This is a genomic window from Rhizobium tumorigenes, from assembly GCF_003240565.2.
GTDB lineage: Bacteria > Pseudomonadota > Alphaproteobacteria > Rhizobiales > Rhizobiaceae > Rhizobium > Rhizobium tumorigenes.
On sequence record NZ_CP117255.1, the window covers coordinates 2,976,300 to 2,998,571 of the forward strand.

22 protein-coding genes are annotated in these 22,272 nt (G+C 62.9%); 16 read left to right on the forward strand and 6 right to left on the reverse strand.

Features of this window, described 5'->3' with window-relative positions:
• Nucleotides 1-23: 23 nt before the first annotated feature.
• Genes PR017_RS14600 through PR017_RS14610 form a run of 3 tightly spaced genes read left to right on the forward strand, consistent with a single transcriptional unit; the run spans nt 24 to nt 1,571 of the window.
• Nucleotides 24-785 (forward strand): heme ABC transporter permease, encoded by a 762-nt coding sequence (locus PR017_RS14600; RefSeq protein ID WP_111219656.1) that lies wholly within the window; start codon nt 24-26, stop codon nt 783-785.
• Between the two features lie 4 nt (nt 786-789).
• Complete coding sequence (gene ccmD / locus PR017_RS14605) at nt 790-960, forward strand: heme exporter protein CcmD (protein WP_111219654.1); 171 nt, start codon at nt 790-792, stop codon at nt 958-960.
• Complete coding sequence (locus PR017_RS14610; RefSeq protein WP_111219652.1) at nt 960-1,571, forward strand: DsbE family thiol:disulfide interchange protein; 612 nt, start codon at nt 960-962, stop codon at nt 1,569-1,571. The genes ccmD and PR017_RS14610 overlap by 1 nt, the downstream gene beginning before the upstream one ends.
• A 300-nt stretch (nt 1,572-1,871) precedes the next feature.
• Here PR017_RS14610 and PR017_RS14615 read toward each other — a convergent pair whose 3' ends face one another.
• The 5 genes from PR017_RS14615 to dapF all read right to left on the reverse strand — a co-directional run bounded on the left by PR017_RS14615 (nt 1,872) and on the right by dapF (nt 6,922).
• Complete coding sequence (locus tag PR017_RS14615; RefSeq protein WP_111219650.1) at nt 1,872-2,462, reverse strand: DUF2585 domain-containing protein; 591 nt, start codon at nt 2,460-2,462, stop codon at nt 1,872-1,874.
• Nucleotides 2,459-3,115: a septation protein A gene (locus PR017_RS14620; RefSeq protein WP_111219648.1), complete on the reverse strand. Its 657-nt coding sequence runs from the start codon at nt 3,113-3,115 to the stop codon at nt 2,459-2,461. The genes PR017_RS14615 and PR017_RS14620 overlap by 4 nt, the downstream gene beginning before the upstream one ends.
• 74 nt (nt 3,116-3,189) lie before the next feature.
• Nucleotides 3,190-4,731, reverse strand: a complete 1,542-nt coding sequence (gene ftsY / locus PR017_RS14625; RefSeq protein WP_111219646.1) for a signal recognition particle-docking protein FtsY — start codon at nt 4,729-4,731, stop codon at nt 3,190-3,192.
• Nucleotides 4,732-4,745: 14 nt separating this feature from the next.
• A complete protein-coding gene (gene mtaB / locus PR017_RS14630; RefSeq protein ID WP_111219644.1) occupies nt 4,746-6,020 on the reverse strand; it encodes a tRNA (N(6)-L-threonylcarbamoyladenosine(37)-C(2))-methylthiotransferase MtaB in 1,275 nt (424 codons plus the stop codon).
• A complete protein-coding gene (gene dapF / locus PR017_RS14635) occupies nt 6,017-6,922 on the reverse strand; it encodes a diaminopimelate epimerase (RefSeq protein WP_111219642.1) in 906 nt (301 codons plus the stop codon). Before dapF ends, mtaB begins: the two co-directional genes overlap by 4 nt.
• 126 nt (nt 6,923-7,048) lie before the next feature.
• Here dapF and PR017_RS14640 point away from each other — a divergent pair, with 126 nt between their 5' ends.
• The 12 genes from PR017_RS14640 (at nt 7,049) to amaB (ending at nt 20,009) form a co-directional block, all read left to right on the forward strand.
• A complete protein-coding gene (locus PR017_RS14640) occupies nt 7,049-7,333 on the forward strand; it encodes a GIY-YIG nuclease family protein (RefSeq protein ID WP_111219640.1) in 285 nt (94 codons plus the stop codon).
• A gap of 728 nt (nt 7,334-8,061) precedes the next feature.
• A complete protein-coding gene (ffh, locus tag PR017_RS14645) occupies nt 8,062-9,636 on the forward strand; it encodes a signal recognition particle protein (protein ID WP_111219638.1) in 1,575 nt (524 codons plus the stop codon).
• Nucleotides 9,637-9,648: 12 nt separating this feature from the next.
• Entirely contained in the window at nt 9,649-9,951 is a 303-nt protein-coding gene (locus tag PR017_RS14650; protein ID WP_111219636.1) for a chorismate mutase, read from the forward strand.
• 71 nt (nt 9,952-10,022) lie between these two features.
• Nucleotides 10,023-10,397: a 30S ribosomal protein S16 gene (rpsP, locus tag PR017_RS14655; protein ID WP_111219634.1), complete on the forward strand. Its 375-nt coding sequence runs from the start codon at nt 10,023-10,025 to the stop codon at nt 10,395-10,397.
• Nucleotides 10,398-10,521: 124 nt separating this feature from the next.
• Nucleotides 10,522-11,088 carry a ribosome maturation factor RimM gene (rimM, locus tag PR017_RS14660; RefSeq protein WP_111219632.1) on the forward strand — a complete coding sequence of 189 codons (567 nt, stop codon included), beginning with the start codon at nt 10,522-10,524 and terminating at the stop codon, nt 11,086-11,088.
• Between the two features lie 5 nt (nt 11,089-11,093).
• On the forward strand, nt 11,094-11,792 hold the full coding sequence (trmD, locus tag PR017_RS14665; RefSeq protein WP_111219630.1) for a tRNA (guanosine(37)-N1)-methyltransferase TrmD: 699 nt from the start codon (nt 11,094-11,096) through the stop codon (nt 11,790-11,792).
• A 229-nt stretch (nt 11,793-12,021) separates the two neighbouring features.
• Nucleotides 12,022-12,585, forward strand: a complete 564-nt coding sequence (rplS, locus tag PR017_RS14670; protein WP_111219628.1) for a 50S ribosomal protein L19 — start codon at nt 12,022-12,024, stop codon at nt 12,583-12,585.
• A 149-nt stretch (nt 12,586-12,734) separates the two neighbouring features.
• Nucleotides 12,735-13,532, forward strand: a complete 798-nt coding sequence (locus PR017_RS14675) for a transporter substrate-binding domain-containing protein (protein ID WP_111219626.1) — start codon at nt 12,735-12,737, stop codon at nt 13,530-13,532.
• A 28-nt stretch (nt 13,533-13,560) separates the two neighbouring features.
• Nucleotides 13,561-14,379 (forward strand): amino acid ABC transporter permease, encoded by an 819-nt coding sequence (locus tag PR017_RS14680; RefSeq protein WP_111220023.1) that lies wholly within the window; start codon nt 13,561-13,563, stop codon nt 14,377-14,379.
• A 245-nt stretch (nt 14,380-14,624) separates the two neighbouring features.
• Nucleotides 14,625-16,034, forward strand: a complete 1,410-nt coding sequence (gene leuC, locus PR017_RS14685; RefSeq protein ID WP_111219624.1) for a 3-isopropylmalate dehydratase large subunit — start codon at nt 14,625-14,627, stop codon at nt 16,032-16,034.
• Between the two features lie 1,113 nt (nt 16,035-17,147).
• A complete protein-coding gene (locus PR017_RS14690) occupies nt 17,148-18,431 on the forward strand; it encodes an NAD(P)/FAD-dependent oxidoreductase (RefSeq protein ID WP_111220021.1) in 1,284 nt (427 codons plus the stop codon).
• Between the two features lie 45 nt (nt 18,432-18,476).
• A complete protein-coding gene (gene amaB, locus PR017_RS14695) occupies nt 18,477-20,009 on the forward strand; it encodes an L-piperidine-6-carboxylate dehydrogenase (protein WP_111219622.1) in 1,533 nt (510 codons plus the stop codon).
• A gap of 53 nt (nt 20,010-20,062) precedes the next feature.
• On the opposite strand, the gene PR017_RS14700 is transcribed toward amaB, so the two are convergent.
• Complete coding sequence (locus tag PR017_RS14700; RefSeq protein WP_111220019.1) at nt 20,063-21,382, reverse strand: glucoamylase family protein; 1,320 nt, start codon at nt 21,380-21,382, stop codon at nt 20,063-20,065.
• A 360-nt stretch (nt 21,383-21,742) separates the two neighbouring features.
• On the opposite strand from PR017_RS14700, the gene PR017_RS14705 reads away from it, so the two are divergent.
• Nucleotides 21,743-22,243 carry a YciE/YciF ferroxidase family protein gene (locus tag PR017_RS14705; RefSeq protein ID WP_111219620.1) on the forward strand — a complete coding sequence of 167 codons (501 nt, stop codon included), beginning with the start codon at nt 21,743-21,745 and terminating at the stop codon, nt 22,241-22,243.
• Nucleotides 22,244-22,272 lie beyond the last annotated feature (29 nt).

Here is a 22,272-nt window from a genome sequence, read left to right on the forward strand (position 1 = left end):
CAATATCGCGCTAAGGAAAATCGATGAGCGAAGTCAGCCCGACACTGAGCCGGTTTTCCGATCTGGCCAACCCGACCCGGTTTCTGGCGCTGGCAAGCCGCGTCATTCCGTGGCTGGCTGCGCTGACGGCGATCATTTCGGCCATCGGCCTCACCCTCTGTTTCTCGACGGATGCGGACTATCAGCAGGGCGACACCGTGCGGATCATGTACATCCACGTGCCGGCCGCCTGGCTGTCGATGATGTGCTATACGGTGATGAGCGTGGCTGCCATCGGCACGCTGGTCTGGCGCCATCCGCTGGCCGATGTTGCTGCCAAGGCCGCAGCCCCGCTCGGCGCCGCCTTCACCCTGCTGGCGCTGGTGACTGGCTCGCTCTGGGGCAAGCCGATGTGGGGCACCTACTGGGTCTGGGATGCCCGCCTGACCGCTGTCTTCATCCTGTTCCTGATGTATCTCGGCCTGATAGCGCTCAATCGCGCCATCGACGATCCCTCGCGCGGTGCGCGGGTGAGCGCAGTACTGATCCTCGTCGGCTTCGTCAACATTCCCATCATCAAGTTTTCGGTCGAGTGGTGGAACACGCTGCACCAGTCGGAAAGCATCATGCGGCTGGACGGCCCGACCATCGCGCCGGAATTTCTCTGGCCGCTGTTCGTCATGGCGCTGGCCTTTACGCTGCTATTCTTCACGCTGCACCTGATGGCGATCCGCAACGAGATCTGGCGCCGCCGCATAGCCGCCCAGCGCCGCCTTGCCGCCCGCATGGCAAGCCGGGAGGGCTGAGCCGATGGACCATGCCTTCTACGTCTATGGCTCCTACGGCTTTGCCGCACTGACCGTGATCGCACTCATCGGCTGGACCTGGATCGACGGTCGCCTGCGTCGCCGCGAGCTGGCGGCGCTGGAAGCCTCCGGCATCCACCGGCGCTCGCAGCGCAACAAGGAAGTCACATCCTGATGGCGGAAAGCACCGATCAGGACCCGGCGCCAAAGTCGCGCGGTCTCGGCCGCTATGCCGCAGCCCTGCTGCCGCTGCTGGTGTTCGGGGTGATTGCCGGCACGGCTGGCAAGATGCTCTACGACCAGGATTTTCACGGCAAGGACATCGCCACGATTCCCTCGGCCCTGATTGGCCGAAGGGCGCCGTCGCTGGCGCTGCCGCCACTCGATGGCGCCAATCTGCCGGCGCTGACGGATGCGGCGATCAAGGGCAAACTGACGCTGGTCAACGTCTTTGCGTCCTGGTGCATTCCCTGCCGCGAGGAACATCCGCTGCTGAAGGAGCTGGCGAAAGACGGGCGGCTGAATGTGGTTGCCATCAACTACAAGGACCAGCCGGAGAACGCCTTGCGCTTCCTCGGCGAACTCGGCAACCCTTTCAAGGCGATCGGCATCGATCCGAAGGGCGCAGCCGCAATCGACTGGGGCGTCTACGGCATCCCCGAATCCTACCTCGTCGCCCCCGACGGCACCATCCTCTACAAGCGGGTTGGCCCCTTCGACGCTCTCAGCCTGAAGGAAGGCCTCTACCCGGCCATCGACAAGGCACTGGGCAAGCCTGGTTCGTAGGGTCACCAGACGCCCGCCGTCGGTCATTAACCCGCGCGGCGGGCCACCAGTAGCACCTGGCAACAATCCAAAGTTGAGCCGCCTCCCTCTCCTCCCTCATCCCTGTGCTTGTCACAGGGATCCAGTGGCGCCGCGTCTGCGGCGCGGGGGAACATGACTATGCAAGGGTGTCATTCACCGCGCAGACGCGCGGTGGCTGGATTCCTGTGACGAGCACAGGAATGAGGAGGGTGGGGGTAACTATTTGAAAACGTTATCTCACAGCGCTGTTTGCCAGGCCTACAGCTCTACCTGCCAGACCTAAAGCGCCGCCTGCCAGGTCTTGACTGCGTCGACCGGCCAGACCAGCATCAGCACGTTCAGGGTGAGGTTGTCGCGGATCAGCCAGCCGGTGAGGAGTTCGAAAAAGATGGCGATGGCTATCGTCAGCCAGACGGGCGCCCGCCAGGCAAAGAAGAAGCCGACGGCCATGAACATGGTATCCATCGCCGAATTCAGGATACTGTCGCCGACATAGGCGAGCGAGATCGTCGTCGCCCGGTAGCGGTCGATGATGATCGGCGAGTTCTCAAGGATCTCCCAGCCCGATTCGATCAGCATGGCAATGAACAGCCGCATGGACAGGGGCTTCGCCCGCATGATCAGATGCGTCAGGCCAAAAAACAGGAAACCGTGAATGATATGCGACGGCGTGTACCAGTCGGCGAGATGCTGCGAGTTGCCGCTGGAATTGACCGCAGGCTCGAACAGTTTGACGTATCCGCAGGTGCAGATGGCAACCCGGCCCATCAGGTGCTCGGCGACGATCTGTACCAGCAGTACCGCCAGGCAGGCGACGAACCAGGCCGTATGACGGCTCGCCCGGCGCTGCGTGCTCCCGACGACCGTCATTTCTCTGTATCCGTAGAAACGGGGGCCGGCGTAACGGTGTGCTTCATGATCAGCGGCATCTGCGAAAGCGTGAACAGGATGGTGATCGGCATCGTCCCCCAGACCTTGAAGGCGACCCAGAAATCATCGGAGAAATTCCGCCAGATGACTTCGTTGAGCACGGCAAGGAACAGGAAGAAAACGCCCCAGCGCACGCTCAGCTTGCGCCAGCCCTCGGCATCGAGCTGGAAGGCGGCGTTGAAGACATAGCCGAGCAGCGACTTGCCGAACAGCAGGCCACCTAGCAACGCACAGCCGAACAGCGCATTGATGATCGTCGGCTTCATCTTGATGAAGGTCTCGTCCTGCAGGTAGATCGACAGCGAGCCGAACACCAGCACGACGATGCCGGAGACGAACGGCATGATCGGCAGGTGGCCGAGCACGAACTTCGAGACGATCAGCGACAGGATCGTTGCGGCCATGAACAACCCGGTGGCGACAAACAGCGGACCGCCCAGCGCTGAAAGCGCCGGGAATTGCGCCACCAGCCAGGGGCCGCGCAGGTTGGCAAAGAAGAACACCATCAGCGGCCCGATCTCGAGCGCCATCTTCAACATCGGATTCTGGCGATCCGCCGTGCTGGGTGTTACGTCACTTTCGCTGCTCGTCATTATCCGTCCTGACCTTGGTCCAAAATCCCGTTGCGCCATGATCGGCGTCGATGGCTTATCTATGGCGCCGGTTGCTATCCGTCGATCCCCGCAATCGCCTGGGCGAACTCCTCGGCCTCGAACGGCTCGAGATCGTCCACCCCCTCGCCGACGCCGATGAAATAGACCGGCAGCTTGTGCTTGGCCGAGATGGCGACAAGAATGCCGCCGCGGGCGGTTCCGTCAAGCTTGGTCATGATAAGACCGTTAACGCCGGCAACATTGCGGAAGATCTCGACCTGGTTGAGCGCATTCTGGCCGGTCGTCGCATCCAGCGTCTGCAGCACGGTATGCGGCGCCTCCGGATCGAGCTTGCCGAGCACGCGGACGATCTTTTCGAGCTCGTCCATCAGCTCCTTCTTGTTCTGCAGCCGGCCCGCAGTGTCGATGATCAACACGTCGGTGCCATCGGCCTTCGCCTGCTGGAAGGCGTCGAAGGCGAGACCGGAGGCATCGGCACCGATCTTGGTCGCGACAAAGGTCGACTTCGTGCGGTCAGCCCAGATCTTCAGCTGCTCGATGGCCGCAGCGCGGAACGTATCGCCGGCAGCAACCATCACCTTCAGGCCGGAGCCCGACAGTTTGGACGCCAGCTTGCCGATCGTCGTCGTCTTGCCGGTTCCGTTGACGCCGACCACGAGGATAACGTGCGGCTTGTGGCTAAGGTCGAGCTGCAGCGGCTTGGCCACCGGCTTCAGCACCTTGACGATCTCGGCCGCCATGATGCGGCTGACATCCTCGCCGGACACATCCTTGCCGTAGCGCTCCGAGGCCAGCGCATCGGTGATACGCAAGGCCGTCTCGACGCCGAGATCGGCCTGGATCAGAAGGTCCTCGAGGTCCTGCAGCGTCTGGTCGTCGAGCTTGCGCTTGGTAAACAGCGCCGTGATCTGGCCGGTCAGCTGCGACGAGGTGCGCGACAGGCCGGCACGCAAGCGCTGGAACCAGGTGGTTCTCGGGGCTTCGGGGACGGCCGCGACGATGGCGGGGCCGGTGGAAAAGCCTTTGGGGAGAATGGGAGGCGTAGGGGTCAGGGGCGTTTGTATCAGGGGCTGCGGAGCCAGGTCGCCCCCCTCTGTCAGCTTCGCTGACATCTCCCCCACGAGGGGGGAGATTGGCGCCGCGGCAGCCTCATCGGCCACAGCTTCCTCCGGTGGGGAGGCGAGACTTTCAACGATTGTCGTCGGAGCCGCGCCACTCTCCGTCTGATCTCCCCCCTTGTGGGGGAGATGTCCCGCAGGGACAGAGGGGGGTGTCGCCTCGCCTTCGGTCTCTGCCTCGATCTGCAGCAACGCCAGCGGCGTCACGCCCAGGTCGTCCAGCGCAGTGACATCCGGCAAAATTGGCGGCGTCTCGTCCTCGACCTCGGGGGCATCGGCCGCAGGCCCACCGGCCGTCGCAATCTCGGCTGCGAGAACCGGATCGGGAGCCTCGGGCAGATGCTCCTCGCGGCTCTTGGGCTCCAGCTCTGCGGCAAGACCCTTGTCTTCGGCTGGCAGCAACTCGGCCGGAACCTCGTTGAAGCCCGGCTGGTCGTGGCGGAAGGTGAAGACTTTTTTGATGAAACCGATCGCCATGAAAATTCCGTCAGTCAGGCCGCGTTTGCGGCGTCAAGTTGTATATCAAGCCGCTTGCCGTCGTGGCCGGTGATGACGGCCGGGACCAGCGCACGAGGCGCAAGGCCCGGCACTGCAACAAGCGTGAAGTTTTCCGTATGCGCCATACCGTTGTTTTCGACAAGCAGCCATTGCGTCGTGCCAACCATGCCATCCAGATGGGATTGCTGCAGCCGAAGACCAGTGGCACGCAGCCGGGCTGCCCGCTCCTTGACGACGGCCCGGTCGAGCTGCGGCATGCGCGCTGCCGGCGTTTCGGGTCGGGGACTGTAGGGAAACACATGCAGATGGGCGATCCCGGCTTCTTCCGCCATGCTCACCGCATTCTCGAACATCGCTTCCGTCTCGGTCGGGAAGCCAGCGATCATGTCGGCCCCGAGGCTGATACCCGGCCGCAGCCGCCGGACCTCGGCGCAGAAGGCGAGCGCCTCGGCACGCGAATGGCGGCGCTTCATCCGCTTCAGGATCATGTCGTCGCCATGCTGCAGCGACAGGTGCAGATGCGGCATGAAGCGCGGCTCGTCGGCGATCAGGTCGATCAGGTGCCGGTCGGCCTCGATGCTGTCGATCGACGACAACCGCAGCCGGCGGATTTCCGGCACCTGGCGCAAAAGGGTCTTGGCCAGCATCCCCAGCGTCGGCCGGCCCGGCAGATCGCCGCCATAGCTCGTGGCATCGACGCCCGTCACCACGATCTCGACATAGCCTGACGCCACAAGCTGGCGTGCCTGCTCGACAACTGATCCCATCGGCACCGAGCGGGAATTGCCCCGTCCGTAGGGGATGATGCAGAAAGTGCAGCGGTGGTCGCAGCCGTTCTGCACCTGGATGAAGGCGCGGACATGCCCGTCGATGTGTTTGACCATCTGCGGCGCCGTGTGGCGGACGCTCATGATGTCGTTGACGCGCAGCTTTTCTTCCGCCGAAACGCCGAAATCCGGCAATGCCCGGTAGGAATCCCGCGTCAGCTTTTCTTCGTTGCCGAGTACCATGTCGACCTCTGGCATCTCGGCGAACATCTGCTTCTCGGTCTGCGCGGCACAACCTGTAACGATGATGCGGGCATGCGGATTGTCGCGCCGCGCCCGCCGGATCGCCTGGCGCGCCTGGCGAACGGCCTCGCCCGTCACCGCGCAGGTGTTGACCAGGATGGCATTGTTCAGCCCGGCCTTCTCCGCCTCGCCGCGCATCACTTCGGATTCGTAGGTGTTGAGCCGGCAGCCGAAAGTAATGACCTCGACGCCGCTCACCGCGCTGATGCCATTTCGGAGTGTTCGTCGCGCGAAAACACGCCCGTCGCCGGATCAACCCTGCCCGACCACTCCCATTCGGCCGGACCTGTCATGACGACGTGATCGTCGTCGCGCCATTCGATCTGCAGCTTGTCCCGCGGCACGCTGCTGGCAACGTCGATCTCGACGGTGCGGCCGGTGCGGCCGGTGCGCGCAGCACTGACGCCGGCGGCACAGGCGGCAGATCCGCAGGCAAGCGTCAGCCCGGCGCCGCGCTCCCAGGTGCGGGTGATCATAGACGAAGGCGAGGTCACCTGCGCCAGTGTGATATTGGCCTTTTCGGGAAACAGCGGATGGTTTTCGAGCATCGGTCCGAAACGGGCGAGATCGTAGGACATCACGTCGAGCTCGACCCAGAAGATTGCGTGCGGATTACCCATCGACATCACGGCCGGCGAATGCAGGATCGGCGCGTCGATCGGGCCGATCTGCAGTTCGATGCGGCTGGTGTCGAAGAACTCTTCCGACAGCGGGATCCTGTCCCATTCGAACACCGGCTTGCCCATGTCGACCGAGATCGTCCCGTCATCGTGCTCGACGGCATTGAGGACGCCGGCGACGGTCTGGAAGGTGAAAACCTTGCGGCCGGTCTCCGACGACAGCGCCTGCACGACGCAGCGCGTACCGTTGCCGCAGGCCTGAGCCTTGGTGCCATCGCAGTTGAGGATGTCGATCCAGGCGTCGGTGCCCTGGGCCTTCGGGTCGTGGATGGCCATGATCTGGTCGAACTGCGTGGCCGGATCGGCATTCAGCGCAATCGCTGCCGCCGGCGTCACCTTGTCCTTGCGACCGCGCATGTCGACGACCAGGATCTTGTTGCCAAGCCCGTTCATCCGCGCAAATTCGACCGTGTCACCCATCAGACAGTTCCATTGTTCGAGCCTGTATATGGCGGAAATGGCCGCGAATTACCAGTCTCGGCTCAAGACAGGCCGCCGCCCGCGCCACGCTTGACCGATGGCAACCTAAGCGAGCACAATAAGCGCATGACCGGCTACACCTACATCGTCACGAACCACAAGCACGGCACCCTCCACATCGGAGTGACCTCGGACCTCGCACGCCGCATCCACGAACGCCGCGAAGCACTCACCCCCGGCTTCACCGCCACATACGGCTGCCGGCAACTGGCCTGGTACGAAGAGCACTTCAACATCCAGGACGCCATCCAGCGCGAAAAGTCCCTCAAGCGCTGGTATCGGCAATGGAAGATCGAACTGATCGAAAAAACCAACCCAGATTGGCGGGATCTGTATTACGAGCTGTGGTGAACATGGTGGTACTCGGGTCGAGCCCGAGGATCCAAACGCAAGCCACCGTAAGTTATTTTCGGCGTTGCAGGCGCTGAAGACCGGGATCGACGTCACTCCCACCGTGCGCTCACCGCGAATGCCGCACTGCTTGCGCCTGGATCCTCGGGTCGAGCCCGAGGATGACGAAGTGCAGGGGGCTTGGCTTTGTAAAAGCGAACACCGCGTTCGAGTCATAAATCCCCGGATTTGTCGCCCACCACCCAAAACCGGCCGAGAATCCCGAACACCCCATACCAATCACCCCATACCGGCCACCACCCCGCACCAACCACCAGCCCCACCCCCGGGGCTCGTCATCCTCGGGCTTGACCCGAGGATCCAAACGCAAGCCACCGCCGGAGGATGACGAACTCCAGGGGCTGGGCTTTCCCAAAACAAGCACTGCCACCCGGAATTACCGTTCTCCGCTCGCGACCGGGCAATTTCCTCGCCGATCTTGACTTTCCCGTCCAATTGCTGTTTACCGCGCCCATCTGCGACGAGCTCAAGCCTCCTAGCCGCCGACCGGGACCCCGCAAGGGAATTGGATCCCGGAGGTCAACACCCGACAGCGCGATGCGCCCTCGGGTGCTTTTTGGCTTTGCGTCTTGTTTTCGTCAAGGAAAAGAACAAAGTTTCCGGCCGACGCCGTGCGATGCCCTGAGGCGATAGGCGGTCGAAAAACCGGAAGCGAGAAGGAAGAGCTGATGTTTGAAAACCTCCAGGACCGACTTGGCTCCATTCTGAATGGACTGACCGGCCGTGGCGCTTTGTCGGAAGCCGATGTTTCCGCAGCGCTGCGCGAGGTTCGCCGTGCTCTTCTCGAAGCCGACGTGGCGCTCGACGTCGTGCGTGGCTTTACCGATCGCGTCCGCGAAAAGGCCATCGGTGCCGAAGTCCTGAAGTCGATCAAGCCCGGCCAGATGGTCGTCAAGATCGTTCATGACGAGCTGATCGAGATGCTCGGTGCCGACAGCGTCGGCGTCGATCTGAATGCGCCGGCCCCCGTCGTCATCATGATGGTCGGCCTGCAGGGCTCGGGCAAGACCACGACATCGGCCAAGATTGCCCACCGGCTGACGACACGGGACCGCAAGAAGGTGCTGATGGCATCGCTCGATACGCGGCGCCCGGCCGCCCAGGAGCAGTTGCGCCAGCTCGGCGTGCAGGCCTCGATCGACGTGCTGCCGATCATTGCCGGCCAGTCGCCGACAGACATTGCCGCCCGCGCGGTGCAGGCTGCCCGCCTCGGCGGCCACGATGTCGTCATCCTCGACACCGCCGGCCGCACCCATATCGACGAGCCGCTGATGGTCGAGATGGCCGAGATCAAGCGCAAGTCCAACCCGCACGAGATCCTGCTGGTCGCTGACTCGTTGACCGGCCAGGACGCGGTCAACCTGGCCCGCAATTTCGACGAGCGCGTCGGTATCACCGGTCTTGTACTGACCCGCATGGACGGCGACGGCCGCGGCGGTGCTGCCCTTTCGATGCGCGCCGTCACCGGCAAGCCGATCAAGCTGATCGGTACCGGCGAAAAAATGGGCGAGCTCGAAGAGTTCCATCCGCGCCGCATCGCCGACCGCATTCTCGGCATGGGCGACATCGTCTCGCTCGTCGAGCGTGCCGCCGAAAATATCGACGCCGAGAAGGCGTCCGCCATGGCCGCCAAGATGGCCAAGGGCAAGTTTGACCTCAACGACCTCGCCGATCAGCTGCGCCAGATGCAGAAGATGGGCGGCATGGGCGGCATCATGGGAATGATGCCCGGCATGTCGGGCATGAAGGACAAGATGGCCGCCGCCGGCCTCGACGACAAGCTGTTCGGCCGTCAGATCGCCATCATCCAGTCGATGACCAAGGCCGAGCGCGCCAACCCCGATATCCTCAAGCATTCCCGCAAGAAGCGCATCGCCGCCGGCTCCGGCACCGATTCGGCCGCCATCAACAAGCTCCTGAAAATGCACCGCCAGATGGCGGACATGATGAAAGCCATGGGGGCCAAGGGCAAGGGCGGCATGATGAAGCAGATGATGGGCGGCCTTGCCGGCAAGATGGGTCTCGGCGGCATGGGTGGAATGGGCGGCATGCCCGATCTCTCCAGCCTTGACCCGAAACAACTGGAAGCGCTGCAGAAGCAGGCAGAGGCAGCTGGCCTCGGCCGTCCGGGCAGCATGCCCGGGCTCGGTGGCATGGGCGGTCTGCCGGGCCTCGGCGGCGCCAAGCTTCCAGGTCTCGGCGGTGGTTTTCCTGGCCTGCCCGGCCTTCCGAAGAAGAAGTAAGGGAGCTCCCTAATGACAGATAACGACGTCAAGTCCAAGCTTTCCGGCTATCGCCAGTCGATCGACAACATCGACGCGGCGCTGGTCCACATGTTGGCCGAACGCTTCAGCTGCACCAAGGCAGTGGGCGTTCTCAAGGCCAAGTACAATTTGCCGCCGGCCGACCCGGCGCGCGAGGAATACCAGATCGAACGTCTGCGGCGGCTTGCCAAGGATGCCGATCTGGACCCGGATTTCGCCGAGAAGTTTCTGAACTTCGTCATTACCGAAGTCATCCGGCACCACGAACAGATCGCCGCCGAATTCAAGGCATGATCGACAAGAACTGAAAGACAAAAGGCCGCCCGCCAAGGCGTCCTGACAACACTCTGAAGGAGTATGATACAATGGCACTGAAAATTCGTCTCGCCCGCGGTGGCTCCAAGAAGCGTCCTTACTACCACGTTGTCGTTGCCGACGCCCGTTCGCCACGCGACGGCCGCTTCCTCGAAAAGGTCGGCTCGTGGAACCCTATGCTTGCCAAGGAAGATGCAAAGCGCGTCGAACTCGACACCGCCCGCATCCAGCATTGGATCGACCAGGGCGCCCAGCCGACAGACCGCGTCCTGCGCTTCCTGTCTGAAGCCGGCGTTGCCAAGCGCGATCCGCGCAGCAACCCGGAAAAGGCAAAGCCAGGCAAGAAGGCCGAAGAGCGTATCGCTGAACGCGCCCAGAAGGCTGCCGACATTGCCGCTGCTGCAGAGACTGCTGCTGCCGAATAAGCCGTGACAGGCAATCACCGCAGCGGGTGGCATGGAGACATGCCGCCCGCTTTTTATTTGCCATCGTTCTCCGTTCCTCTATGAGAAGAACGATGTTCACCCTCATTCGATCTGCGGCATAGTCATGGCGAAACTCCAAAACCCCATTCTGATGGCCACACTTGGCGGCGCGCAGGGCCTGCGCGGCGAAGTCAGGGCGCGCTCCTACACGTCCGATCCGATGGCGCTTGCCGAATACGGCAACCTGCACGCCGCCGATGGCCGCACGTTCGAGGTGCTGGACATCCGCGCCAGCAAGACTGTCGTCATCATCCGGTTTCGCGGTATCAATGACCGTGAGGCTGCCGAGGCGCTGAACGGCCTCGAGCTGTTCGTCGAACGCGAGGACCTGCCGGACGACGAACTCGACGACGACGAATTCTTCTACGCCGACCTCGAGGGTCTGGAAGTCGTCGATGCCAAGGGCGTCGGCTACGGCGTCGTCAGCGGCGTCTACGATTTTGGCGCCGGCGACCTGCTGGAACTGAAGGGGCCGGGCAAGCGCCCCGTGCTGATCCCCTTTTCCGAAGCAGCCGTGCTGGAGATCGACCTCGAGAACCGCAAGGTGCTGATCGACCCGATGGCTGCCGGCCTGATCGACGATCCGACCGACATCGGCCAGCCGCCGAAAACCGACCGCCCGAAGAAGTAGGTCCGATGAGTTTCCGGGCGACCATCCTGACGCTCTACCCCGAGATGTTTCCCGGCCACCTCGCGACATCTCTTGCAGGCAAGGCGTCGGCGCGCGGCCAGTGGTCGCTCGACACGCTGCAGATCCGCGATTTTGCCACCGATCGCCACCGCACCGTCGACGACACGCCGGCCGGCGGAGGTGCCGGCATGGTGCTGAAGCCCGACGTGCTGGCTCGCGCCATCGACCACGCCGGCTCTGACGACGGTCGCCCCCGCCTGCTCATGAGCCCGCGCGGAAAGCCCTTGACGCAGCAACGCGTCCGCCAGCTGGCGGCGGGGCCGGGCGTCGTCATCGTCTGCGGCCGCTTCGAGGGCGTCGACCAGCGTGTGATCGATGCCCGCGACCTCGAGGAAATCTCGGTTGGCGACTACATCCTCTCCGGCGGCGAACCGGCAGCTCTGGTGCTGCTGGATGCCATCATCCGCATCCTCCCCGGCGTCATGGGCAACGACCTCTCCGGTACGCATGAGAGCTTCGAAAACGGCATGCTGGAACACCCGCATTATACGCGCCCGCAGCAATGGGAAGGCCGCGAAATCCCGGCTGTCCTGACATCGGGCAACCACGGTGCCATCGCCAGATGGCAGGCCGAGGAAGCCTTGAAGCTGACACGGGCGCGCCGGCCCGACCTGCTCGACGATGCCGACGTGTCCGGCCGCTGATATCGGCCCCATTGCCGACGGTCCGGATCGAGAAAAATACAGCGCGAGGGATGACAAACCCTGCCTTTTGGTGTAACTGCCCACGCGGACATGGGGTCAACCCCGTCGACCAGCAAAGAAATAATAGTGAATTCGCCCCCGTCCGAAAGGACAAGATCCCGCGGCATCGACCTACGGATATCGGCAGGGCGCTCTGGCTGTTTCAGAAGAACTCGAAAAGGTTAGACCAATGAACATCATTCAGGAACTGGAAGCCGAACAGGCTGCCAAGATCTTAGCCGTACGCAAGCTGCCGGAATTCTCCCCGGGCGATACGCTCCGCGTCAACGTCAAGGTAACCGAAGGTACGCGCACCCGCGTCCAGGCCTACGAAGGCGTCTGCATCGGCCGTTCTGGCGGCGGCATTCACGAGAACTTCACGGTTCGCAAGATTTCCTACGGCGAAGGCGTCGAGCGCGTATTCCCGATGTATTCGCCGATGATCGAAAGCGTCGACGTCGTCCGTCGCGGTAAGGTCCGTCGCGCCAAGCTGTACTACCTGCGCGATCGTCGCGGCAAGTCGGCTCGTATCGTTGAAGACACCGGTATCCGCGCCCGCAAACTGAACGACGCCGAGCGCGCTGCAATGGCCGAAGAGAAGGCCCGCATCGAAGCTGAAAAGATCGCCGCAGCACAGGCACTGGCCGCCGAGAAGGCAGCAGCCGAAGCCGCTGAAGCAAAGGCTGCCGAAGAAGCAGCTGCAGCCAAGGCCGCAGAAGAAGCAGCTGCTGCTGCAGAGCCTGCTGCAGAATAAGCCTTCAGGCTTTGACGCAAAAATAGTATCCGGAAAGGGCGGTCTTTGGGCCGCCTTTTCTGTTTTTATCGTCCCGGCCATGGCATTGCCCTTGCCAGCGACTTTGCACCTGTGACAATTTCGCGATAAGCCATCTGGGGAGATTTTCCATGACGTTCCGCCGCTCGTTCCTGCTGGGTCTGACCGCCCTTGTCTTGTCGCCGCTCGCAGCCCTTGCCGCCGATCTTCCGGATCTGAAAGGCAAGACGGTCGTCGTCGTCACCGAGAATGCCTATCCTCCGCTGCAGTTTGTCGAGCCGAAATCCGGCAAGGCGATCGGCTGGGAATACGATGCGATGAACGAGATCGCCAGGCGTCTGAATTTCAAGGTCGAATACCAGAACACCAGTTGGGATGCGATGATCCAGGCAGTGTCCGACGGCCAGTACGCCATCGGCATGACCGGCATCACCATCAAGGAAGACCGTAAGCAGAAGGTCGATTTCTCCAACCCGTACATGCGCTCACAGCAATTCATGCTGGTGCGTGGCGACGAGAAGCGCTTTAGCGACGCCAAGACGTTCGCCGCCTTCAAGGATGGCCTCGTCGGCGCCCAGCCGGGCACCACGCCCTTCTACACATCCGTCTACGAAGTGCTCGACGGCAACGAGCAGAACCCGCGCATCAAGCTATTCGAAACCTTCGGCGCCACCGTCCAGGCGTTGAAGACCGGCGATGTCGATACCGTTCTGACGGACGGCACGGCTGGCAAGGGCTATGTCGAGAGTTCCGGCGGCGCCCTGAAGCTGATCGGCGGCCCGCTTGGGGTCGAGGACTTCGGCTTCATCTTCCCGAAGGGATCCGACCTCGTGGCACCTGTCAACGCCGCCATCGCCGCCCTAAAGGCAGACGGCACCTTCGCGGCGCTCGATAAGAAATGGTTCGTCGACTACAAGATGGGCGGCTGATGCTCGATACAGTGAAGTCCCGCCGGTGATTGCAGCCCAGCCCTCGCCGAGCGGCAAGGACAAGGGCGACTACCCCTGGTGGCTGGTCGCCCTGATCGTCATCTGCGTGGCGGTCGCCATCGTCATCGCCACCAGCGGCCTCTATACCCAGGTCTTCCTTACCGTCGTTACCGGCGCAACGATCACCGTATTCGTGACTCTGGTCTCCTTCGTGCTGGCGACGCTGCTCGGCCTCGGCATCATGCTTCTCGGGCGCGCCGACAACGTCGTCCTCAGGCAGGTCTCGCGCTTCTACATCGAGGTGATCCGCGGCATCCCGATGCTGGTGCTGCTGTTCTACGTCGCCTTCGTCGGCGCCCCCGCCATCGTCGCTGCCTATAACATGCTGACCGCGCCGCTGGTGGCTGCCGGATGGACCGAGCCACTGATGGTGCGCGAGCTGTCGCTGATGTGGCGGGCGATCATTGCCCTGACGATCGGCTATGCCTCGTTCATCGCCGAGATCTTTCGCGCCGGCATCGAAGCGGTTGACCACGGCCAGATCGAGGCATCGAAGGCGCTAGGCCTCTCCCGCGTCCAGCGCTTCCGGCTCGTGGTCTTTCCGCAGGCGATCCGCGTCATCCTGCCGCCGCTTTCGAACGACTTTGTCTCGATGGTCAAGGACTCGTCGCTGGTATCGGTGCTCGGCGTTGCCGACATCACCCAGATGGGCAAGGTCTACGCCTCCGGCTCCTTCCGGTTCTTTGAAACCTATTCGATTGTCACCTATATCTACCTTATACTGACGGTTGGGCTGTCGCTGCTACTGCGGCAATTCGAGAAGCGGATGCGCCAGGCCAGCCGCTAGAACCCAATGATTCGAATTGCCGTGCGCCGGAAAAATTGGTAAAGCCGGCCCCATGGAATCGAAGTTTAGATGCATCGGCGGAGAAACTGTCGTGCTGCAGGACCACAAGCGTCTGCCGGCCCGTTTCTTTGCGATGATTTCAGGTGCGCTCAGCAGCCGGGTCCGCTGACCGCGTATAGGCGACCGGCAATCCTTTGCCACCCCTCCATTTTTCGCGATACCAACTCCAATATGGATCTGCAGCCATGACCGCACCCCGCACCCTCTACGACAAGATCTGGGACGACCACGTCGTCGATACGCAAGAGGATGGCACCTGTCTTCTCTACATCGACCGTCACCTCGTTCATGAAGTGACCTCGCCGCAGGCTTTTGAAGGCCTGCGCATGACGGGCCGAAGCGTTCGCGCGCCGCAGAAGACGCTCGCTGTCGTCGACCACAACGTGCCGACCTCGCCGGATCGCCATCTCGGCATCAAGAATGAGGAAAGCCGCATCCAGGTCGAGGCGCTGGCCACCAATGCCGCCGAATTCGGCGTCGAGTACTATTCCGCCAGCGACATCCGCCAGGGCATCGTCCACATCGTCGGCCCCGAGCAGGGCTTCACCCTGCCGGGCATGACCATCGTCTGCGGCGACAGCCACACCTCGACGCACGGTGCCTTCGGCGCGCTGGCGCACGGCATCGGCACGTCCGAGGTCGAGCACGTGCTGGCCACGCAAACGCTGATCCAGCAGAAGGCGAAGAACATGCTGGTACGCGTCGACGGGAAGCTGCCCGACCACGTCACCGCCAAGGACATCATCCTTGCGATCATCGGCGAGATCGGCACTGCCGGCGGCACCGGCCACGTCATCGAATTTGCCGGCGAAGCCATCCGCGCCCTGTCGATGGAAGGCCGCATGACAGTCTGCAACATGACCATCGAGGGCGGCGCCCGCGCCGGCCTGATCGCCCCCGACGAAAAGACCTTCGAATACATCAAGGGCAAGCCACGCGCACCATCCGGCGAGAACCTGGAAAAGGCCATCGCCTACTGGAAGACCCTGCAGACCGACGAAGGCGCCCACTACGACAAGGTCGTCGTGCTCGATGCCGCCAACCTGCCGCCGATCGTCTCCTGGGGCTCTTCGCCGGAAGACGTCGTCTCCGTGCAGGGTGTCGTGCCGGATCCGGCCAAGATCGAGGACGAGAACAAGCGCACCTCCAAGCAGCGCGCACTCGACTACATGGGCCTGACCGCCGGCACGAAGATGACCGACATCAGCATCGACCGCGTCTTCATCGGCTCCTGCACCAACGGCCGTATCGAGGACTTGCGCGCCGTCGCCAAGGTTGTCGAAGGCCGCACGGTTGCGTCGACAGTGGACGCGATGATCGTGCCGGGCTCGGGCCTCGTCAAGGAACAGGCGGAAGCCGAAGGCCTCGACAAGATCTTCAAGGCTGCCGGCTTCGACTGGCGCGAACCCGGCTGTTCGATGTGCCTGGCGATGAACGACGACCGGCTGAAGCCGGGCGAGCGCTGCGCCTCGACCTCGAACCGCAATTTCGAAGGCCGCCAGGGCCACAAGGGTCGCACCCATCTCGTCTCCCCCGCCATGGCCGCCGCCGCCGCCATCGCCGGCCACTTCGTCGACATCCGCGAGTGGAAATAAGCATAAGCGTCTGAGTAAACCGGAGGCCCACAAGCCCGGCCTCCGGTTCCAAGCCCGGCGCTGACTTTGTAAGTTCGTCGTCGACGGGATTGCCCATTCCCCTGAAAACGAAACGCGGTCGCAGAAGCCAAATTTTTCGCCACGACAGTACCCACGATTCCCCTCACTCCTGTGCTCGTCATAGAAATGAGGAAAGGAAGTTGGGACCTCCCTGAGCAAGGCCTTGAAAACTCAAGTCTTTCGAGGTGTCCAACTCCGTGAAAAAGGATCAATTGCTACCACGTATTCTAAGGTCCCACATCGCCTGGGATGCCCCCGCTTCCCTCATTCCTGTGCTCGTCACAGGAATCCAGTCACGGCGCGTCTGCGCCGTGGGAGGACTCTCTGTTGGTGGCGAAAGTATCTATCGCCCAAAGACTTGGGCGGCTGGATTCCTGTGACGGGCACAGGAATGAGGGAGGTCGGGGGTGGCTCTTTCCGGTTTTGTGATCTTTCTGACCTCACACGCACACACACTCTCTCTATCTCTCGCACTCTCTCCTCTCGCTTTACTCCCTCGCCCCTGCTCGCAGCACCCGATGGGGATAAACCGTTGGGATTTCCGTTTGGAAACAATGCCGGCGTCATAATTTCATCCCCATGCTTTCGACCCGATCTATAATCATCCCGTTCCACCATCGGATACACCGGTCTGCGTTGCCGGCGAGGTGGGACCGGGTCTTGGAGGGGTTGCCGTCTACGCAGGCGACTTCTTCGAGGGTCCGCAGAAAGTGGATCCCTTCGGGCCCCCCTGGGCTCGGCGTGCCTGTGTGGCATAACTCCGGCAGCTTTTCCCCGAAACGGGACCTGGGTCGGAAACAGAGGATCCGGAGTTGCGGATAAAAACTGTCGAACGGGGCACATCTGGTGTCACTTAACTAAAAAATCATCAGGCACTCGGTGTGCCCCGGCCATCAGAATTGCCATGACACGGACCGAATAGGTCGCGTGAACGGGAGGGTGTGTGGGCTGTTGATGTGACGACCGCTTGGGGCGGTACAAAGACCTCGGAATCGTCTTTCACAACCGCAAGTCGGGCGCTAAGGTAGCCCCACGCAACGAATGGACCGAATGATGCTCAACGACCCGCGCTCCCATGGCCTATGGGAAAAGACCGCCCCGTCGCCGCCTGTGACGCAGCCGCTTGCCGGCGCGGTATCGGCCGATGTGGTGATCGTCGGCGGCGGTTATACGGGCCTGTCGTCGGCCCTGCATCTTGCCGAGGCCGGCACGCGGGTGGTGCTTCTCGAAGGCAACGAGATCGGCTTTGGCGGCGCCGGGCGCAATGTCGGGCTGATCAATGCCGGCATGTGGGTGATGCCCGACGACGTGCCGGGCGTGCTTGGCCCGCTCTACGGCGAGCGCCTGCTCGATACGCTCGGCAACGGCCCCGAACTGGTGAAAGCGCTGATCGACAAGCATGGCATTGCCTGCGAATTGGAGCGCAACGGGACGCTGCACTGTGCCGTCGGCGCCGATGGGCTGAAGGAGATCGAGGCCCGCGCCCGCCAGTGGGCCAGCCGCGGCGCCCCCGTCACCGTGCTCGATGCCGACGAGACCCGCCGCCGCATCGGCAGCGACGGCTATGCCGGTGCGCTGCTCGATATGAGGGCCGGGACGCTGCAGCCGCTTGCCTATGCGCGCGGGCTTGCCGCGGCAGCCATCCGTGCCGGCGCAACACTCCACACCGGCAGCCGCGTTACGGAGACCAGCCGCGAGGGCAGTCGCTGGGTGGTAAAGACAGCCGCCGGCCGCGTCACCGCCGACTGGATCGTCGTCTCCACCGATGCCTACAGCACCGGGCCGTTCGAACAGGTGCGCGGCGAGCAGGTGCTGCTGCCCTATTTCAATTTTGCCACTGTGCCGCTGGGAGACAATCTGCGCAAATCCATCCTGCCCGGCCGCGAAGGTGCCTGGGATACCAAGGAGGTGCTGTCGTCCTTCCGCATGGATCAGGCGGGGCGCCTGGTGTTCGGCAGCGTCGGCGCACTGCGCAACACCGGTGCCGCGATCCACAAGGGCTGGGCCCGGCGGTCCCTGAAGCGGCTGTTCCCGCAGCTTGGCGATATCGAATTCGAATGCGAGTGGTACGGCAAGATCGGCATGACCGACAATGCCCTGCCGAGGTTTCACAGGTTCGCCGAAAACGTCGTCGGCTTCAGCGGCTATAACGGGCGCGGCATCGCGCCGGGTACGACCTTCGGAAAGACCCTTGCAGCCCATATCCTCGGACAGATCGGCGAAGACGAGTTGCCGCTGCCACCGAGCGAGGTTGGCGCCCCCCGCTTCCGTGCCGTCAAGGAAATGTGGTACGAGGCCGGCGCCCAGATTGCCCATCTTGCCGAGTCCCGCTTCTAGCCGGCGGCCAGGCCACCATCAGACCAACTCAAGGGACAGCCTCATATGACCGCTCTCGATCTCGCCCAGGAAACCAAAAAGATCCTCACTGACCTCGGTGTCGCCACGGATCGCTTTACCGGCGGCACCCTGTCGGTAACATCGCCGATCACAGGCGGCGAAATCGGCCGCCTGCCGGAGCACTCCGTTGCCGAGGCCCGGGCGGCAATCGACGGGGCGCATGAAGCCTTCCTCACCTGGCGCAAGGTTCCGGCGCCGAAGCGCGGCGAACTGATCCGTCTGCTCGGCGAAGAACTGCGCGCCGGCAAGGCCGCGCTCGGCCGGCTTGTCTCCATCGAGGTCGGCAAGATCACCTCGGAAGGTCTCGGCGAAGTGCAGGAGATGATCGACATCTGCGATTTCGCGGTCGGCCTGTCCCGCCAGCTCTACGGCCTGACGATTGCCACCGAGCGCGCCGAGCACCGGATGATGGAAAGCTGGCACCCGCTCGGCGTCACCGGCATCATCTCGGCCTTCAATTTCCCCGTTGCCGTCTGGTCGTGGAATGCGGCGCTGGCGATGGTCTGCGGCAATTCGACTGTGTGGAAGCCATCGGAAAAGACGCCGCTGACGGCGCTCGCCACCCAGGCGCTGTTCGAAAAGGCGCTGAAGCGCTACATCGCCGAGGGGGGTTCTGCGCCGGCTAATCTTTCGACGCTGCTGATCGGCGGCCGCGATATCGGCGAAGCGCTGGTCGATCATGTCAAGGTGCCGCTGGTCTCTGCCACCGGCTCCACCGCAATGGGCCGCACTGTCGGCCCGAAGCTTGCCGCCCGCTTTGCCCGCGGCATTCTCGAACTCGGCGGCAACAACGCCGCCATCGTCTGCCCGACGGCCGATCTCGACCTGACGCTGCGCGGTGTCGCCTTTTCGGCTATGGGCACGGCCGGCCAGCGCTGCACCTCGCTGCGTCGCCTGTTCGTCCACGAGAGCGTCTACGACCAGCTGGTACCGCGACTTCAGAAGGCATACGGCTCGGTCAGCGTCGGTAATCCGATGGAAGACGGCGTGCTGGTCGGACCGCTGATCGACAGGCAGGCATTCGACAAGATGCAGTCGGCGCTGACAGCAGCCAAGGCAGAGGGCGCGACCGTCACCGGCGGCGAGCGCGTTAAGGCCAATGGCGCGGACGCGTTCTATGTCCGGCCGGCGCTGGTCGAAATCCCCGGCCAGACCGGCCCGGTCGTCGAGGAAACCTTCGCGCCGATCCTCTATGTCATCAGGTACAGCGATTTCGATGCGGTACTCGACCTGCACAATGCCGTGCCTCAGGGCCTGTCGTCGTCGATCTTCACCAACGACATGAGGGAAGCGGAAACCTTCCTCTCGTCGCGCGGTTCGGATTGCGGCATTGCCAACGTCAATATCGGCCCGTCCGGTGCCGAGATCGGCGGTGCTTTCGGCGGCGAGAAGGAGACCGGCGGCGGTCGCGAATCCGGCTCAGATGCCTGGCGCGCCTATATGCGTCGCGCCACCAACACCATCAATTACGGCCGCACGCTGCCGCTCGCCCAGGGCGTCAAGTTCGACGTCGAATAGGATGCTACATTGGGATGCGCGGTGACAGGGCCGCCGCGCACCCTTTTAGAAAATCAGGAGATGGCGTCCGCCTCGCCATCGAGCCAGCCGCCCTTGAAACCGGCCTTCTCCAAGCCCTTGCGCATGATCGGCGAGCCGCGCAGGAGCTTCCAGATCAATCCGGTGCGGTCGTTCTCGATCATGATCACCAGAAGGCCCTGGTCGATGGCGACGGAGCGGTCATCGACCCAGCCGTCGGGTCCCTTGCCTTCGACGGTGGGGTTGAAACCGCCGACGAAGCATCCGTCGAGCATGATGTTTGGATAGGCCGACATCAGCGCCCGGGTGCCGCTGAGGGCCGCCTTGCGGTCAAAGGGCAGGCAGGAGAGCGGCGCCCAGGGGGCGATGGTGCCGTCATCCGGGCCGAACGGTGCGCCGCGGGCAGCATAGCCCAGTACTTTCGGGCGCCCGCGCCGGCTGTGGCGGCCGCCTGTCGGGTTCGGTCCGTCGCAGGCTGTCAGGCCCCAGACCTCGCGGCTGTAGCCGGAGAAATGGCCGGGGTTGCGGTCAGCATAGTCGCGCTGCGTATCGATGGCGATCTGGGTATTGAGAAAATAGTCGCTGTCCTTCTCCGCCATGTACTTGTCACGGATGCCGCGAAAGTCGATCCAGGCATGGGAGAACAGGTGGATGAAAAGCGGGCCGGCATAGAGGAACGGCTTGTTCTTGACCATCATCCAGCTGTAGGTCGAGGCAAAGGCATCGTAGCACTTCGCCGGGATCGGATGGGTCGGCGAGGCCATGGCCATGGCATAGAGCAGGATCGCCTCGTCATAGCCCTGCCAGCGCCACCGCAAGAAACCGCCGCCCGGCTTCCAGCCCATCGTCAGCGTGTCGCCCTTGTTCAGCGCCCAGCGCCAGTCGGCCCGCTCGTAGAGCATGGTCGCGAGTTCGCGGATCTCGGCATCGTCGGGCTCGTCGCGGTCGAAGTAGGCCGCGACGGTAAGGACGCCCATGAACAGCAGGGCAGTATCGATCAGCGACAGCTCGCTGTTCCAGGCGCGGTTGCCGGTCTTCATGTCGATGAAATGGTAGTAGAAGCCACGATGGCCGGTCGCCCCGCGCTCCTCGCCCTGGTCGCTGTCGGCAAAGAAATTCAGCGTCGTCAGGATGATTTCGGCCGCTTCCGTCCGGTCGATCCAGCCGCGCTCGATGGCGACGGGATAGCTCGAAAGTGCAAAACCGACAGCCGCGATGCTGCAGTGGCTACCCTTGATCGAGGTGTCGGCCACAAGCCCGTTTTCGCGGTTGGTGTGGCGCAGGAAATAGGTGAAGGCAGATTTCTGAAGGCGATCGACGAGGGCATCGTCGGTTTCCTCGCTGCGTTGAAGCATTGCAAATCCATCCATTGTCCGCCCCCTCCATGTGCTTTGCAGCATGCCAAACGTCAACCGCAAATCAATGTGATCGATGCTGCCACGCGTTCATCAACGATTGCTTAAGAAAGTGGCGCCTGCCCTATCCGCAGCCAAAAATAGTTGCGAAAGGCGGCCAGAATTCAACTTACGGCAGCGTCAATAATTCAACGTCGGTTTGGAAAGCGGTCGTCGAGGCGGCCACCGGCCCGGGAAATTGTCCGTGCGCCAGCGTCTCCTCGCTGCCTGACATGCAAATTCAATGGTCCGGAACCGAGCCGGAACAATTGCTCGGAATGCAGGTTAAATGACCTGAAAGCCAACCCACAGGAGAACCTCATGGCCGACAAAACACTCAACGACCTCTTCATCGACACTCTGAAAGACATCTATTTCGCCGAGCGCCAGATCGTGAAGGCACTGCCGAAAATGGCTCGTGCTGCGCAGTCGCCGGAACTGAAAGCTGCCTTCAAGAAGCACCAGGAAGAAACCCAGGGCCAGATCGAGCGCCTGCAGCAGGTTTTTGAACTGGTCGGCAAGCCAGCCCGCGGCAAGACCTGCGAAGCCATCCAGGGGATCATCGCCGAAGGCGAAGAGATCATCGAGGAATTCGCCGGCTCGCCAGCCCTTGATGCAGGTCTGATCTCGTCCGCCCAGGCAGTCGAACATTACGAGATCGCCCGCTACGGCACTCTGAAGAACTGGGCGACCCAGCTCGGCATGACCGAAGCCGCCGACCTGCTCGATGCAACGCTGCAGGAAGAAGGCGCGACTGACGAAGCGCTGACGCAGCTGGCCAACGCTTCGGTCAACGACAAGGGCAAGAAGAAGGTCGCCTGAGGCACTTCTTCTCCATCTAGAAAGGCGGT